Origin of the sequence: Eudoraea sp., from assembly GCF_049669105.1 — a bacterium.
Taxonomy (GTDB): Bacteria; Bacteroidota; Bacteroidia; order Flavobacteriales; family Flavobacteriaceae; genus Eudoraea.
This window is the reverse complement of the sequence record NZ_JBATKE010000207.1, coordinates 26,466-42,284: the sequence shown is the minus strand read 5'-3', so window position 1 is coordinate 42,284 and position 15,819 is coordinate 26,466. Positions and strand designations below refer to the sequence as shown.

The 15,819-nt window shown below is 36.4% G+C and carries 21 protein-coding genes; 10 read left to right on the top strand and 11 right to left on the bottom strand.

What is annotated here, in order from left to right; all coding sequences use genetic code 11:
• The 6 genes from WBM60_RS15940 to WBM60_RS15915 all read right to left on the bottom strand — a co-directional run.
• On the bottom strand, window positions 1-272 hold a 272-nt coding region (locus tag WBM60_RS15940; protein ID WP_424283317.1), incomplete at its 3' end, for a hypothetical protein.
• On the bottom strand, window positions 214-510 hold the full coding sequence (locus tag WBM60_RS15935) for a DUF885 family protein (protein WP_424277432.1): 297 nt from the start codon (window positions 508-510) through the stop codon (window positions 214-216). The genes WBM60_RS15940 and WBM60_RS15935, both read right to left, overlap by 59 nt.
• A gap of 3 nt (window positions 511-513) precedes the next feature.
• The gene (locus WBM60_RS15930) at window positions 514-780 is read right to left on the bottom strand and encodes a hypothetical protein (RefSeq protein WP_424277431.1); all 267 of its coding nucleotides are present in this window, start codon (window positions 778-780) and stop codon (window positions 514-516) included.
• 346 nt (window positions 781-1,126) lie between these two features.
• Window positions 1,127-1,627: a DUF1648 domain-containing protein gene (locus WBM60_RS15925; protein WP_424260900.1), complete on the bottom strand. Its 501-nt coding sequence runs from the start codon at window positions 1,625-1,627 to the stop codon at window positions 1,127-1,129.
• Window positions 1,628-1,678: 51 nt separating this feature from the next.
• Window positions 1,679-1,975, bottom strand: a complete 297-nt coding sequence (locus WBM60_RS15920) for a hypothetical protein (RefSeq protein ID WP_424260902.1) — start codon at window positions 1,973-1,975, stop codon at window positions 1,679-1,681.
• A gap of 108 nt (window positions 1,976-2,083) precedes the next feature.
• On the bottom strand, window positions 2,084-3,040 hold the full coding sequence (locus WBM60_RS15915; RefSeq protein ID WP_424260904.1) for a hypothetical protein: 957 nt from the start codon (window positions 3,038-3,040) through the stop codon (window positions 2,084-2,086).
• Between the two features lie 339 nt (window positions 3,041-3,379).
• On the opposite strand from WBM60_RS15915, the gene WBM60_RS15910 reads away from it, so the two are divergent.
• The 7 genes from WBM60_RS15910 to WBM60_RS15880 all read left to right on the top strand — a co-directional run bounded on the left by WBM60_RS15910 (window position 3,380) and on the right by WBM60_RS15880 (window position 8,548).
• Window positions 3,380-4,540 (top strand): HlyD family secretion protein, encoded by a 1,161-nt coding sequence (locus tag WBM60_RS15910; RefSeq protein ID WP_424283316.1) that lies wholly within the window; start codon window positions 3,380-3,382, stop codon window positions 4,538-4,540.
• Window positions 4,541-4,658: 118 nt separating this feature from the next.
• Window positions 4,659-4,811, top strand: a complete 153-nt coding sequence (locus tag WBM60_RS15905) for a hypothetical protein (protein ID WP_424260908.1) — start codon at window positions 4,659-4,661, stop codon at window positions 4,809-4,811.
• Between the two features lie 21 nt (window positions 4,812-4,832).
• The gene (locus WBM60_RS15900; RefSeq protein WP_424260910.1) at window positions 4,833-4,991 is read left to right on the top strand and encodes a class IIb bacteriocin, lactobin A/cerein 7B family; all 159 of its coding nucleotides are present in this window, start codon (window positions 4,833-4,835) and stop codon (window positions 4,989-4,991) included.
• Between the two features lie 37 nt (window positions 4,992-5,028).
• Window positions 5,029-5,187, top strand: a complete 159-nt coding sequence (locus tag WBM60_RS15895) for a hypothetical protein (RefSeq protein WP_424260912.1) — start codon at window positions 5,029-5,031, stop codon at window positions 5,185-5,187.
• A gap of 71 nt (window positions 5,188-5,258) precedes the next feature.
• Window positions 5,259-5,993 (top strand): hypothetical protein, encoded by a 735-nt coding sequence (locus tag WBM60_RS15890; RefSeq protein WP_424260914.1) that lies wholly within the window; start codon window positions 5,259-5,261, stop codon window positions 5,991-5,993.
• Window positions 5,994-6,109: 116 nt separating this feature from the next.
• Complete coding sequence (locus tag WBM60_RS15885) at window positions 6,110-6,247, top strand: bacteriocin (RefSeq protein WP_424260916.1); 138 nt, start codon at window positions 6,110-6,112, stop codon at window positions 6,245-6,247.
• Between the two features lie 144 nt (window positions 6,248-6,391).
• Entirely contained in the window at window positions 6,392-8,548 is a 2,157-nt protein-coding gene (locus WBM60_RS15880) for a peptidase domain-containing ABC transporter (RefSeq protein WP_424283315.1), read from the top strand.
• 31 nt (window positions 8,549-8,579) lie between these two features.
• On the opposite strand, the gene WBM60_RS15875 is transcribed toward WBM60_RS15880, so the two are convergent.
• Both WBM60_RS15875 and WBM60_RS15870 read right to left on the bottom strand, forming a co-directional pair.
• The gene (locus WBM60_RS15875) at window positions 8,580-9,914 is read right to left on the bottom strand and encodes a YfcC family protein (RefSeq protein WP_424260920.1); all 1,335 of its coding nucleotides are present in this window, start codon (window positions 9,912-9,914) and stop codon (window positions 8,580-8,582) included.
• A gap of 81 nt (window positions 9,915-9,995) precedes the next feature.
• Complete coding sequence (locus WBM60_RS15870; protein WP_424277429.1) at window positions 9,996-10,508, bottom strand: hypothetical protein; 513 nt, start codon at window positions 10,506-10,508, stop codon at window positions 9,996-9,998.
• 157 nt (window positions 10,509-10,665) lie between these two features.
• On the opposite strand from WBM60_RS15870, the gene WBM60_RS15865 reads away from it, so the two are divergent.
• Window positions 10,666-11,757: a hypothetical protein gene (locus WBM60_RS15865; protein ID WP_424260924.1), complete on the top strand. Its 1,092-nt coding sequence runs from the start codon at window positions 10,666-10,668 to the stop codon at window positions 11,755-11,757.
• Window positions 11,758-11,868: 111 nt separating this feature from the next.
• On the opposite strand, the gene WBM60_RS15860 is transcribed toward WBM60_RS15865, so the two are convergent.
• The gene (locus tag WBM60_RS15860; RefSeq protein ID WP_424260926.1) at window positions 11,869-12,576 is read right to left on the bottom strand and encodes a DUF6090 family protein; all 708 of its coding nucleotides are present in this window, start codon (window positions 12,574-12,576) and stop codon (window positions 11,869-11,871) included.
• A gap of 298 nt (window positions 12,577-12,874) precedes the next feature.
• Here WBM60_RS15860 and WBM60_RS15855 point away from each other — a divergent pair, with 298 nt between their 5' ends.
• Window positions 12,875-13,378: a lipoprotein gene (locus tag WBM60_RS15855; protein WP_424260928.1), complete on the top strand. Its 504-nt coding sequence runs from the start codon at window positions 12,875-12,877 to the stop codon at window positions 13,376-13,378.
• A gap of 135 nt (window positions 13,379-13,513) precedes the next feature.
• On the opposite strand, the gene WBM60_RS15850 is transcribed toward WBM60_RS15855, so the two are convergent.
• Window positions 13,514-13,846, bottom strand: coding sequence for a TerB family tellurite resistance protein (locus WBM60_RS15850; RefSeq protein ID WP_424260930.1), 333 nt, complete (start codon window positions 13,844-13,846; stop codon window positions 13,514-13,516).
• Between the two features lie 348 nt (window positions 13,847-14,194).
• Here WBM60_RS15850 and WBM60_RS15845 point away from each other — a divergent pair, with 348 nt between their 5' ends.
• Window positions 14,195-15,046, top strand: a complete 852-nt coding sequence (locus tag WBM60_RS15845) for an endonuclease/exonuclease/phosphatase family protein (RefSeq protein ID WP_424279820.1) — start codon at window positions 14,195-14,197, stop codon at window positions 15,044-15,046.
• On the opposite strand, the gene WBM60_RS15840 is transcribed toward WBM60_RS15845, so the two are convergent.
• Window positions 15,030-15,767, bottom strand: coding sequence for a sulfite exporter TauE/SafE family protein (locus WBM60_RS15840; protein ID WP_424260934.1), 738 nt, complete (start codon window positions 15,765-15,767; stop codon window positions 15,030-15,032). The genes WBM60_RS15845 and WBM60_RS15840 overlap by 17 nt on opposite strands.
• Between the last annotated feature and the right edge of the window lie 52 nt (window positions 15,768-15,819).

The window sequence follows — 15,819 nt, the reverse complement described above, 5'->3', positions numbered from 1 at the left end:
GTATTTATGGTGTTAAAAAATAGCACAATCTCATTTTTTAATAACTCAAGATTAATAGGTGTTTTATCCTCTTCTGTTTGTTGCAACAACATTTTGGACAATTCGCATTTACCATCACATTGGAGTTCTGGCTTATCTTTGTTCTCACAAAATCGTTCGATAAAGTCCTGGGTAAAAAGGCCATAATAGCCTATTGTACCAACTATTTTGAAGCTATTCGCCAAAATAATGATTAAAAACAGGGTCGATATAACCAGGCTGGACAATTTCACATAACAAAACTATAAAGCCAGTTTGATCCGGAATGTGATAAAAGTCACATTTGCGAAATTTTTTAATTAGAGGTTTTTGCAAATTGTCTGCATATCCTTCATTCAAAAGAATAACGTTCATTTCCTTTTTTATTCTAGCAACTTCAGATAATCCTATGTAGTGCACTTCCTCTGGATCCAGATTAGTAGTAGTGCGTTGTTTTAACCGATGACGATAGTATACTTCTCCATCTGGCAAGTTCTAAACACCATCATCTGTGGTAGCCTTTTCATCAGGTCGCTCGAAGTAATCAATAAGATTTTGATAAGCACCAAAGGCCGTAGTTCCTATTTCTTCTGCAACCTGTTGTTTAAAAGTGTTTTTCTTGGTGACAATAAGAGAAGGGATAAGATAATTATTATGACTAATGTCTTCTTTACTCCATAGCTCTTTAGCCAAGATAGGATTTTGGTCCTTAATTGGCAGTTTACAAGGTGTAATCAGAACAACAAAAAAAGAAAAATACATTTATTACTTTCATTTAATTGTCACTTTGTATTGTATGAAACACAATGTTTTTTGTTAAGAGGTTGTAAAAGTGGTTCATTAAGATATGTCTCCAAGCTGCTTGCGAGAACTAATTTAGTAAAAGCTGGCAAAAGAATAAACTGGCCTGGCATCTTAGCCGATGTTGCCAACAATTACGACGACTAAAACGAAAATTCCTATGAATATGTAGAATATTATTTTTTTTGCTTAGTGTTTATTTTTTGATTGGTTGAAGTTGAGTTCATTTTAAATTTTTCCTGGAGGTTCGGCTATGATTTCAACCAAAGTTCCTGGAATCGACCAGAACCTTTGTTATACTATTGATTTATTTAGCAGTTTTTATTGACTTTTTTACAAAATATATCACAGGCACAAAAATTAATCCCATTGTTAAAGGCAGAAACCAAACTCCAAGGCCGTCTGCATTTCCATTCGAATACTGTATTGTCCTTAACACTATTAAGCCAAAAATTAGAACAATAATGAAGTTTAAATACCGCAACAATTTTGTTGCATTGGTGTACTGCTCAGAGGGTTTTTTAGTTCTAATGGTTGTGGGATAGTTGTAAATATGAGGATATTTCGATATAATTTTTAACCCTAAAAATATAATGCTTGCGACTATAGGTAATGCTAAAATATTGCTTTTTGCACCAAATCCATCGACTTCTCCTGCTCCATTATAATGAGTCGGAATTGTTTCAGGTAAATTGGAATAATTCATTAATGTCAAAATCCAAATAGTAATTAAGGAAACCCAGCCCAACAATTCAAGAATTTTGTCTGCTTTGTCTAATTCTAATTTTATTTTGGGTCGCCCAGTCATAATTTTTGTTGCTGTGCTAATTTCGTTTGTACATTGTTTTACAAAGGCTATTTAATTCATCCAAATCAAAAGTGCAACAATCACTGCCAGTCCCGTAAAGAAGAAAATCCCGTAAATTAGGAACGCTCTTTTCCTTTCTTTTTCGGCACGTTCCCTAATATGTTTTAATATTTCAATCAGTTCTTCTTTCGGGACGGTTTTAAAAATCGGGCGATTAACTTTTTTATCTGAATCCTGATAGATGTTTTCACGATTATTTTCTTTGAATTTTGGTCGTTTGGACGGACGTTGTGCTCGGTTTTGCTTTATCCGATTATTCATATCCTGAACATGTCCAGATCCACTCATAGTTTACATTGGTTATTTTTGGTACAAGAATTTGTTAACCAGAACTTATTTTATCCCTCAAGGTAATTCAACCACTTAAAAGTTAATGTCTCAGTCATTTGATTTGGTCTATTCTGTTATTTTGAATGTTTTAAGCATGTTTTTACTTATGGTATTAGGCACCTCAGAAATCAATGCATAATTTCCCGGTTTAAGATTTGCCTGAAAATATGCAGTGCTGCCTGCCGGCATATCATTCACTCCGCCCAAAAATGTAATACCTTGTGGAGCCGGTGTTATTAGCCCTTTTGGATCTGCCCAATTCATCCAGCTTTCGAGAACCTTAAGATCAACATCATCATCATATCTCACCAAATTTATATCATGCCCAACAAAATTTTCGTGAGTAATTTGGTCAATAAAAGTAACTTCAAATGATCGTGCTCCTTTTAGCGGTAAATTTTCTTCGTCATAAGTTATACCCTGGGCACTTGATATGGAAATGCTGAAATTTTCACTGGGTTCAGAATTGCCACTTTCAGAATTTGTCACAACAATAGGTTTAGACATGCCCATTACAGAGTGGAATATTCCATTTTCCATTTTAACATAGCATTCCATAACATAATAGCCCGGTTTCATATTTAAGGTTGTGAATCCCGTTTCCCCGGGGGAAACCAGGCCGGAACCTCCGGAAAATTCAATTTCTGAATACCACTCCGGCAGATTGCCAAATTCTTTTAAGGCCTCTTCGGGTTTTCCATCATTGATTAAATCCATACCATTTTGGAACACCGGAAAAACTTCAACTCTCCCATCAGTTATCGATTTATTTACCGGATATTTTTCCAATAAAAAAAAATGTGTTTCCTCAGATTTATTGATATACTTGAACGTATTCCATCCCGAGGAGATGGTGTCGATGCTTTGAAAGTCCATCGTATTGGTAGTAATTTCAATTACTTCCTCTTTATCCGTTTCTTTGATGGCATCTTTCTTTTCAGTTTTGCAAGCCTGGAAAATAAAAAAAAACAGTACAAATTCAACTATTATTTTAACGCTTGTCAGATGATGTAATTTTTTCATACTAGTGTTTTTATTTGGTTGTTTCTAATTACCAATGTTCCATGCCAAGACTTGGTTGTAAAGACATCTGCGAAGCAGCGGGCGATTTGGAGCACTGCCACCAGGATTATTCCGCTGAGATATCAAGTGTAATAAATATAAGAATTTTAAAGGTATAGAAAAATGCCGCTATGAATTATAGTCGTGGTAGTCTACGACAATCTTTTTATTATTGCAGTCAATTCCAATTCTCTTTGGGTTCCGATTAAGAACTTCTTACCATTTTGCACCTCCTTTGCAGTATTCGCCCATATATTGTTATACCAACCCTCAGGAAAAATAGAATCAATTATGAGCATTATGAAACAGGTTTTTCCCAAAGAGATTCTGGAAAATACCGCAGAGGTACACCGGTTTAAGCACAGTACAAAAAGTAAGGTTATCTACCTGCTCCTGCTTTTACTGCTATTGGGGTTTTTTATGACCCTTCCTTTTTTAAAAGTAGATGTGGTTGCTACCGCCAGGGGAATTATTAAACCTAATAAGGAACGCTTTGGGCTTAGCCTTATAATCTCTGGCCAGGTGCTTTATAGCCGCCTTGTCAATAATAAAAAGGTAACAAAAGGAGACACTCTTTTGGTGCTGGAGAATCAGGGGATAGACCAGAAACTCACCTTATCTGCCTTTCAAAGCCAGGAAGCTCTTTCCTATATTAATGACCTAAGGCTGCTTTTAAATCAAAAATCTGTCCGGTTTACAGAACTCTCTTCACCTAAATATCAAAAGGTTTACCTGCAATACCATCAAAAACTCAGTGAACTTAAGATTCGGTTGCGAAAGATAAAACGGGACTTTGAGAGGTACAAAGTTTTATATGAAAAAGGGGTAATTGCCAGAGCAGAATATGATAATTACAAATTTGAATTTGACCTGGCCGTATCTGAAATAGTACAGCACAGAAAACAGCAACAAAATTCATGGCAGGCAGATTTAACCATGTACAACAACACCCTGAAAGAGTTGCAGGCTAATGATAACCAACTTGTGGAACAAAAAAAGCAATACATAATCACTGCCCCGGCCAGTGGCACCTTGTTAAATGTGCAGCAGCAGGAGGCCGGTAATTTTATAAACGCCGGAACTGTTCTGGCTCAAATATCTCCAAGTACCTCTTTACTGGTGGAGTGTTATGTGAGTCCGTCAGACATTGGGCTCATCAAAGAAGAGGATCACACAAACTTTCAGATAGATGCCTATAATTACAATCAATGGGGTCTGGCTACGGGGCATGTACTGGAGATAGGCAGAGACATTGAATTTTTAGAAGAACAATCTGTTTTTAAGGTACGCTGCAGCCTCGACCAGAAATACCTTCTTCTAAAAAACGGATTTAAGGGAAACCTTAAAAAAGGGATGACCCTGAACGCGAATTTTATGTTGAGCAGGCGAAGCCTGTTTGAACTGCTGTACGATAAAATGGACGATTGGTTAAATCCGGCTAATAATTCTATCGCTCACTAAAATTTTAAATCTGAATGCAGGCGTTATGCGGTGTATGTCATGATCTTAGCATAGATCAGATCATCCAGGTGCGCAATGGAGGGTTTATAACTAAATGTGTAATTAAAAATTAGAAAAAATGGAAGAATTGACTTTATACGAATTAAGAAACACAGAAGGGGGGGTGCTAATTGGTCCGCCACCAAGGTTTATAATAAATGTTTCCATAGCGGTGGGCAAGACTGCCAGTGCCTGGTGGAGCGGATTTAAAAATGGAACGGAATTGTTTTAATTTAATAAAACCATAAAGAAAATGAGAAATTTAGATAAAAATGAATTAAAAAATATATCAGGGGGTTATAAACCTGCCTGGTATGAAATATTGGCCTTTATGGCAGGAGATATGGCTGGGAGAGGACTTGATTTTGCCCATGGGTTTTGGGATGGAATTAATGGCGTGGAAAGACACTAAATAATTTGAATTTTATAACTTTTTAAACTTAATAAATATGGAATTAGAATATTTAAAGTTACATGAACTAACAGGAATCAATGGTGGCACCAAAAGCGACTATGGTTTTGGCCATGCCGTTGGAGATCATATTCGACATGGTGTTCAGACCTTTGGTGATATTGTAGAATGGTTTTTTGGTTTAGTTCATGGTTAATTAAATCTATAGATACTAAAAGTCACTCCGGTTATTTGGAGTGACTTTTTCATCACTTTAATTCTCGCTCTATGAATAATCAAAATAAAATCATTTTCAAAGAAACTATACTTCAGAAAATAAAAACAATAATCAATTTCGTAAAGAAACCGGATAATAATCTGACCAGATCTTACGATATAAAAAAGAATTTCAGATCTGTTTTAGCATTTTATTTGATCCATTTGTTTTTTCTTATTCTTTGGGTGATAATAGTAACCCCCTTGGTTGATTTACACCGTCCTGCAGCTTCTAAAATTAGGGAAATGATGTCTCCCCTAAATTTTATGTTATATGCGTTAATTATTGGACCGATTCTGGAGGAAACTATATTTAGATTATCCCTTGTTTTTAAACCAAAATATTTATCAATTTCTATTTTACTCCTTTCCTATGTCCTTATTTCAAGATTGGGTTACGGAGTAGGTCATTTAGATATTGAAGAGCATTTATGGGTTAGAATTATCATTTCAGTTCTAATTTCGATGATCACTTATTTTTTATCCAAAAGATATTCGACTAATTTCGCCAAATTTTGGGATATAAATTTCAGATGGATTTACTATTTTTCTATAATCGTTTTTGCATTACTTCATTTAGATTTTACAGAATTAACTTTTAACAAATTCTTACTTTTTCCATTTCTTACATTTCCTCAATTACTGTCTGGTACTATCAACGGTTATATCAGAATTAAATACGGGTTTATATATTCTTGCTTATTTCATGGCCTAAATAATACCTTACCTGGTTTATTTCACTTATGATAGTTTTCATGTAATATGACCAGTTTTTGCAGTGAATGCAATTATATTGGCTGATATGGACATCCAGGTGCGCAATGGGGTCAGAAATACATGTTTAATTAAAACAAATAGAAATTATGACAACAAAAGAGTTAAAAATTAAGGATCTTCAAACTATTAATGGTGGCACTAAACAGGATTACAATAATGGACGCAGTATTGGCATTGAATTTAGAGAATATATACTAATAATGTTTCCCTTTTTATACCTTTAGAATGTTCCATCTAGCTGATTTGCAAAAATGACAAGTAACATAACCGCCTTTTATATGAGGCGGTTTTCTTTTATATTAATTAAGTGCAATTTGCAACCCTTCTGCAGCCAGTCACACTACCTTGTTCCATAACGATTTCCAGGTATGGCCAGAATAACTATCAAACAACACGATATTACAGATTGCGGTGCGGCCTGTCTGGCATCTATAGCGGCCCATTACCAATTACAGATCCCAATTGCCAGAATCAGGCAATATGCAGGCACCGATAAAAAAGGCACCAATATACTAGGTCTTTTAGAAGCTGCTCAAAAACTGGGATTTGTAGCCAAAGGAGTACGGGGAGATTTTGACAGTCTTTTTAAAATACCTAAGCCGTCCATAGCACATGTTATAGTAAAAGAAGTATTGCATCATTATGTGGTAATCTATGAGGTTACTAAAAAGTATATCACCATCATGGATCCTTCCTACGGGAAGCTCCAAAAAAAGACCCATGATGAATTTCGAAAAGAGTGGACAGGTGTTTTGTTGCTCATGCAACCTGAAGAGAATTTTGTAAAAGGCAATGAAACAGTCTCCGTTTACAGACGTTTCTGGTTCCTCTTAAAACCTCATAAATGGATTCTCTTACAGGCATTTGCCGGAGCTGTTGTGTATACACTTTTGGGATTTTCTACGTCTATTTATATTCAAAAACTAACTGATTTTGTTTTTGTTGGCGGGAACACCAGGCTATTGAATTTATTAGGGGTCATCATGGTGGTATTACTTGTACTTCAGATGCTAATTGAGATATTTAAGAATGTTTTTTTGATAAAATCGGGTCAGCAGATTGATGTGCGTCTTATCCTGGGTTATTACAAACATCTTTTTAAACTACCCCAGCAGTTCTTTGACACAATGCGGGTCGGTGAGATCATATCCCGTATCAATGATGCGGTAAAAATCAGGGCCTTTATTAATGGGGTTTCATTGAATCTTACCGTAAACGTGCTTATTATTATTTTTTCTTTTACCCTCATGTTTTCGTTCTACTGGAAACTAGCCCTAATCATGTTTACAGTTATTCCTGTGTATGCCATAGTATATATTACGGTGAACAGGCTGAACAGAAAAACAGAACGAAAGATCATGGAAAAATCTGCAGAATTGGAAAGTCAGTTGGTAGAATCCCTGAATGCCGTTGGAACCATAAAGCGATTTGGGCTGGAAAGCTTCGCCAATATCAAGACCGAAACCAAGTTTATTAGTTTACTGAAAACCGGGTATAATTCTGCACTAAATTCGGTTTTCTCTTCAGTAAGTAGTAGTTCAATATCAAAATTATTTACCATCATACTTTTATGGAGCGGTTCCTACTTTGTCCTAAAGCGAGATATTACTCCAGGAGAATTGATGTCTTTTTATGCTATTGTAGGCTATTTTACCGGACCTGTGGCCAGCCTTATCGGGGCGAACAGGGAAATACAAAATGCGCTGATAGCAGCCGACCGGTTATTTGAGATTATGGATCTGGAAAGGGAGGATACTGAAAATAAGATTCATATTAAAAAGGAAAATCTTGGGGACATACTTTTTAAAAATGTAGCCTTCAGATATGGAACGAGGGTTCAGGTCTTTAAAAAATTAAATTTGGTTATTCCCAAGGGTAAGATTACGGCCATAGTGGGAGAAAGTGGCTCTGGAAAATCTTCGCTTATAGCTTTGTTGCAAAACCTATATCCCATTCAAAAAGGAACCATTTCCATAGGGGAAATTGATCTGAAATATACCGATAATACAAGCCTTAGGGAACTTGTTTCTGTAGTTCCCCAGAAAATCGATTTGTTTGCGGGTAATGTGATAGACAATATTGCCGTTGGTGAATTTGCCCCGGAAATGGAAAGGATTACTCATATCTGTAAGAAGATTGGAATTCTGGATTTTATAGAAAGCCTACCTGACGGATTTAACACCTATCTGGGAGAGAATGGGGCTACCCTCTCCGGCGGACAAAAACAACGGATAGCTATTGCGAGGGCACTTTACAAAGAACCGGAAATTTTAGTGCTCGATGAGGCAACTTCCTCCCTGGATAGCAGTTCAGAAAACTATGTCCAAAGAGCTGTCGTAAGCCTCAGAGAAGCCAACAAAACTATAATCATGATTGCACATCGACTTAGCACGGTATTGCAGGCAGATAAAATAGTAGTATTGAATCAAGGTAGGGTATTGGAGGAAGGCTCACATAATTTTCTATTTCATTCGCAGGGATATTACTACAGGCTTTGGAAACAGCAAATGCCGGTAGCAGTATAATTTATTAGCTGCTTACAACGATTATTTCGATTTACAAATTAGTAGCTATAGCAACCACCAGGGCAATTGCGCTGATGCCCATAATTACCAGGACGAATTTAATGGCAAATTTAAACCATTTATCAAAAGAGATGCCGGCAATTGCAAGAACAGCCATAAGCCCTCCGTTGGTGGGTATGATTAAATCTGTCATCACCGCACCGTACTGATAGGCCAATACACAAACCTGTCTTGAAAGCCCTATTAAGTCTGATAAAGGTGCCAGAATAGGCATCGTTAAAACGGCTTGTCCGGAATAACTGGGAACAACCAAATGAAGTAATGACTGAGAAACCATCATGGAAATAGCAGACAGGCTGGTAGGCAAATACTGCATAGGAGTGAAGAGGCCGTAAATTAGCGAATCTATGATCATTCCCCGCTCAAGGATAATGGAAATACTACTGGATAGCCCCACAATCATCGAGGCAAAGATCATAGCCTTAAAACCTTCAATATAGGCTTCACTCGTTCCGTTTAAGCCCAGTTTTCCTATTAAACCCACCAGTATGCCTATCACAAAAAATTCGGCTGACATTTCATTAAAACCCCAATTGTACTTTAGGATGCCTACAATTAATATCACAAAGGCCAGTGCCACCATTCCCAGGATGAGCGCGCTTCTCAGGTTGAGGTTCTTCTTTACAAATAGGTGTTCATCTTCTTTTACTATCTTATTTTTATTGGCATATCTTATTACCATAAACATCCAAATACAAAACGCAACCGCCATCACCACTAAACGAAAACCACTGCCCGATAAAAATTCCAGATTCGTTTCTTTTTGGGCGATTACTACCGCAAAAGGGTTGATAGGGCTAAACGCCGCGCCTAATATAGCCGAGCCGTAGCTTATAGCTACTGCAACAAAGGAATTGTAGCCCATACGGGATGACAGATATAAAAGCACCGGGGTCATGGCAATAATTTCTTCCTGAAGTCCGCTCAATGCTCCACCGGCAAGAAAAGCCAGTGATACTACTATTAAGGCAACTTCTTCCCTGCCGTTTAAAAGCATGGTCAGATACTCAATGCCATCTTTTAAGGCACCGGTTTTTTCAATAACAAAAAAACTGGCTCCAATTAATAAAATGAGAGCAATTAAATCTGCTCTGTCAATAAACCCTTCAGGAATGGATAATAAGATATCAAAAACAGAAACTAACGGAGCTTCTATTTGCTCGTAAGACCCCGGAATTACCTTTGTCTGGTTAGTATCTGGATTAATGATTCTTTCGTATTCACCCTGAGGAACAATGTAGGTTAGTACTGCAGAAAACAAAATAAACCCAATCATGATAACAAGGGCATTCGGAAACTTTTTCATTTAGTTGGAAGGTTTTAGGGTTAAAAAAACAAGCCTTCATTGTCTTATGAAGGCTTGTTCAGTTTTTAAAATAAGATAAAATTAATTATTGCTGCTTAGGGACATCATCAATCCAGTGAAATCTCCGTAAACCTGTTGCGTTAAGATTTTACCCTCCGCGTCAAAATCGAAAGACTCATACAAATTAATAACGCCGGTTTTGGCTTCGGTCGAATCTGTTGCAGGACGAGTCACTTCCCAGGTACTGTAATGTCTAACTGAACCGTCTGGCATTTTAGTATTCTGATTAACACCAGGCAATAAAACGGGTGGATCTGTTAGCATTTTAAAATCAAAAGTTTCCCACATTTGCATGTCATTGGCTATCATTTCATCCAGGGTGATGGATTCTTTTTCGGCTCCAAAGGTATTTTCGAGCATGGAAAATTCTTTTGCATACATTGAGTAGTCCAAATTTTCATTTTGAAACCCATCTAGATTGGCCAATACCGTTTTAGAATTTGCTTCAAAAGCCTCGTTTGCAGAATTGTCAACTTCAGTTTTGCATCCCATTAAAAGGAAAGCAAAGCACAGATAAAAAAATAGAATTCTCATAATGTTGAGTTTTAGGTTGATTAAGTCAGAAAGTTAGCAATTATAATTTTTGCAATGGAAATTCCCGATAAAATATTAAGGGAAATCAGTTATTTTCAATTTAGAATTTTAAACAATTAGCCAAAGAACAGCCAAACCAAATACTATTGAAATTTAAATGATTATATTTAAGAAGGCCGAAAATGGAAATATGAAAAGCCATCCTACACTTATCTTTCTCCTGCTTTATTTATTCTCTGGACATTTCATGTTTCCTCAGCAGGATGACAACAAAAGTTTTAAAGAAACTACGGAGTTATTTAAAAATCAGGAACAACTGTCTTTAAAACTAAATTTCTCAGCTAAAAATCTCAGGGAGAATACCAACGACAGCACCTATATAATGTCAATGTTATGGTACAAGGATAAAGGAGTAACGTGGGATTCAATGAATATACAACTCAGAGCCCGGGGTAATTTTAGACGAGACAACTGTTATTATGTTCCATTACGAATTAAACTAAAAAAATCTGCTACAAAAGGAACGATTTTTCAAGGAAACAAAAAACTTAAGGTTGTGCTGCCCTGTTTGGAGGGGAGAAACGGCAATGACTATGTTATAAAAGAGTATTTAGCCTACAAGTTATATGAAGATATTTCGCCCTATCATTTCAAAACCAGACTATTGGAGCTCGAATTCCTTGAAGAGAAAGGACAACGAATAAAAAAGCATCAAATACAAGGCTTCCTAATAGAAGATATTGATAATGTAGCAGAACGTGTACATGGAAAGCAGATCAAAAGGGTTATCCATCCACTCCAGCACGACCCTACTTTTGCAGTAGAAAATGCGTTTTTCGAATATTTAATTGGAAATACAGACTATTCTGCAAGGGTTCAACATAATCAACGGCTTTTGTTTATAGAGGATAAAATAGTAGCGGTTCCCTATGATTTTGATATGTCCGGACTGGTGAACACCCATTATGCTACTGTATCGAATATCCAGAATATACCCACTCAAATAGATATAGTTACACAGCGTGCTTACAAGGGTTATAATCGTGATGAAGCAGTATTCCAAAAGGTACGCCAAACTTACCTGGATAATAAAGAACAAATTTATGCTACCATAGAAAGTTTGGAAAAGTATTTCCAGGACCGTGCTCAGTTTTTAATGGCCAAAGAATTTGTTGCGGATTTTTTTGAAATCCTGGGAAATGACAAAAAATTTGAAAGAAATATAGTTAACCGCACCAGGCTTAAATAAGGAACTACATCTCAGTAAAAACTCCTCTCTGGCTTAAAGATGATGGGGTAATATAGTTTATCTTAACTACTATAATTATCAATAGGGCATTCCAATTTTGATTTTAGGGATTTAGCTATTTTTAAGCTCCTCATCAATTAATGCAAGTATTCCATCAATTTCATTTATTGCAGAAAGGTAAGTGTTGTCTTTTTCTCGCATAATCTTCACTAGCAAAAAGATAAGGTTTTGAAACTCATGGGTAAAGATAAGTTCGGGTTTAACAACTTCAGCAGACGCAAAATTAATAACAGAGGTTATACTGCGAGCCGCGTAGTCTATCATTACATCATAATGAATACTCTCCATTCTGTTAATATAATTATAGCGCTGTTCCAACACCCGGACCCGATCGACGATCTTTTGATTGTGCAATAATTGTATTTCCCCGCTGTTTACCAAAGTCTCATATATATTGCCTTCTCTGTCAAAATCTGAATAATTGGTAAGATTTCCAACTATAACCCCCAGGGTATCCATCTGGGTACGATCGTTGGCCATAATAATCTTGTTGCCATATTCAAATTGGGCCATGTAGTAATTGTTATAATCTATTTGATTCTGAATTAGTTCTTTATCTCCAATAATTTGGTCTCTGATATTTTCATAGGTTCTTGTTTCTGCAACTTTTCTCTCCCTGTTTTCATTCCAGTTATCTACCTGAAAAGCCAGTGTAATACCTATCATCACCAGTAATATTTCACCGATGGCATATAAAAGGTATTTTTTAAGGTTCTTATCGTGAATTAATTGTTGTCTGAAACCTCTAAATAATTTCATATTTATTTAAATATTTAAGCAGATCTAAAGAATACGAATCTTTATGAAATTACTAAAGTATTATGGGGAACCAAAGTTTTGTTACTTGGTTTTTTTTAATGAGAGGAAAAAAAAAGCCCGAAACAAATTAATGATAAAGTGAAGTATTTTTTCTACGGATAAAAAAAAGAGGGCATTCGGACATTAAATACAGGCCTTCATCCACAAAGGTTATGATTATATCCTTATAAGTTATATCCTAGCAACATATCCTTTCATTGAGATATACTTATTAACCATAAAACTATTATACAAAAACATGAAAAAAATCATTCTCTTATTCGTTGCTATTGTACTTCTGGCCAGTTGCCAGGAAAAAGTGAAGGAACCCGAGGCACCTATGCCAGATCCGAATATGGAAAAATTCCATAAGAACGTTGAAACTACTAAAGCTTTTTTGGAGGCTTTTTCTAACAATGACTCCCTTAACTTTGGATCTTATGTTACGGAAGATTTTATCTGGTCACCGCCAAGTGTGGGCAGCGACTCCTTACCCAGAGCTACCTGGGAAGAGGCCATGAAAGGATTTATGAAGACGTTTGACAACAAAAAATTAACCGATGCTCAATATTTTGCCGGCTTGGGAGAAGATCAAAAACCCAATGGAGATGTCAGAGTTTACGGACTCTGGAAGTCGATCAATGCTGAAACAGGAAAAGACTCTAGATTAAAATATTATGCCGTCTACTTTTTTAATGAAGCAGGGAAAATTACGCATCAGGCAGAATGGTATGACACCGCAGATCTGTCTAAAGAATTTTAGGAATACATCTCATTTTCCAGGCACTTTACTTTCTGTGCAGGAGAATATTTCCTAATAGAAAATCCGACTTTTTACGAAAAGTCGGATTTTAAATTTTTTGATTCGATTTGTTAATAACGTTGAGTAGTCTGGTACTTAAAGTGCAGATTCAATATCAATACCTGCTTCCAGTAAAAGATTAAAAATAAGGCGGTATTCATCCTCATTAAACTCTCCGTCCGCGTTGGCCATCTCACTCAACATTATTCCTAATGCATGTTTTTTATTTTCAGGCATTGCCTTAAGGACTTGTATACATTCCTTAGCGGTAATCTTCCTGGCTTCTTCAATAAGAACACGGTCAAATTTTAGAATATCCATTAATTGGGTAAGGAAGTCAATTTCACTTTTTTGAACTTTTCCGTCTACCAGAATAACCTCATCAATGGCTTTTACTATGGCTAATTTTTCAGCTAAATTAAATTTCATTATTTCTTTTTATAAGAATTGATATGATGATTCTCCGTTAATAGAATATGATATACAAGGTAATTAAAAAAAGTCATTCTTCTGTCCTTTTTAACTGCTTTCCGATAGGAAGTACAATTAAAAAAGGTTTTGTAACTTAACTGATAAAAACTCGTAGTAGTAAAACACGTTAAATAAGTTTACAATCATTTGGCCTGAAACCATGGCCTGGACTACCTATTACTTTTTCGAAGCTGTAACGAGCAGAATACTTTTGAGGATAAGATAAATGTGTAACAAGTGCGGGCTGAGAAGTTTATTACAGATGCCGAATTGTTAGGTAAGGTTCAAGAACAAACGATTTGAATTATGAAACAAATAAAGCTTTTATGGCCGATGTTATTTTTGCTGACAGCACTAACTTTGAATGCACAGGATATTACCGTGCTCTCATATAATATTCGTTTGGATGTGGCTTCTGATAGCCTGAATCGTTGGGATAATAGAAAGGACTTTTTAATTGGTCAACTCAACTTTCATGAACCCGAGGTTTTTGGAATCCAGGAAGGGTTACTGCATCAGTTGGAGGAAATTAAGAATGGGATGCCCGGATATACCTATATTGGAAAAGGTAGAGAGGATGGACTTAAAAATGGCGAGTTTTCGGCAATATTTTACAATCCGGAGAAATTGGAATTACTGGAAGAAAACACTTTCTGGCTTTCCGAAACGCCGGAAATACCATCAAAAGGATGGGATGCAGCCATAAAACGAGTCTGTACCTACGGGTTATTTAAAACCAAAGGGGGAGGCCAAAACTTCTGGGTATTCAATACGCATTTCGATCATATAGGAGAAGAAGCAAGAAAGGAAAGTGTATTCCAGATTATTGAAAGAATACAAAAATTAAATACGAAGAATTTCCCGGTAATACTGACAGGGGATCTTAACCTGGAACCGGATCACCCGAGTATCTTATTGCTCTCCAGTGCCATGCAGGATACCCATCTGCTTGCCGGGGATAAGGCTTTTGGCCCTGAAGGAACATTTAATGGGTTTAATTTTTCAGAACCTATAACCCGAAGAATTGACTATATTTTCCTGTCCAAAACAGGTTTTCAGCTCCTTAAATATGGTATTTTGAGCGATTCGAAAGACTTGAGATATCCTTCAGATCATTTCCCAGTTCTCGCAAAATTATCTATTACCGAAACAGAATGAGGATAGCCCCTATGGCGGTTAAAATCAGGATCAATTTCCTGTAAAAACTTTCACGAATAATTTTAACCAACCGTACACCAATAAACAACCCTAATATGATTCCGGGGATTAGTTTTAAATCTATAACCAATGTTTCCCAACTAATAGTTTTCCAGGCAAAAATGTGAAAAGGAAGTTTTATGGCATTTACTATCAGAAACAACCATGCCGCAGTGCCTATAAATACATTTTTAGGAAGTCGCATGGCCAAAAAATAGATATTTGAAAAAGCCCCTGCCAAATTTCCTATCATAGTGGTAATGCCTGCCATTACCCCCATAAAACCGCCAAAAGCCCAATGTGATGGGACAGATTTTGATTTGCGCAAATCCCACCAGTACATAAGCAATACACTTGCCAGAATAATGCCCGACATTCCAATTTTAAATGCCTTTTCGGGAAGGTTTTTTCCAATCAGAACCCCTATCAACAACCCTAATATCGTCCAGGGTAGAAAGCGTAAAATATACTTCCATTGTGCGTGCCTGTTGTAATAAATTACGGCAAAAATATCACCAACCAAAAGTAAAGGTACAATGAGACCTGTAGATTCTCTGGCCCCAAAGGCGAGCGCCATAAGGGTAACAATAATAATGGCGATACCCTTTAGTCCTGCTTTAGAAATCCCCAGGATTACCGAAGCAAAAAACGCCAATACCCAGGAGGTTGTTGTGATTTCCAAAACTGGAGTTTAAAGAGATTATTAGGTTTAAAGAACAAAAAACAAATGTATC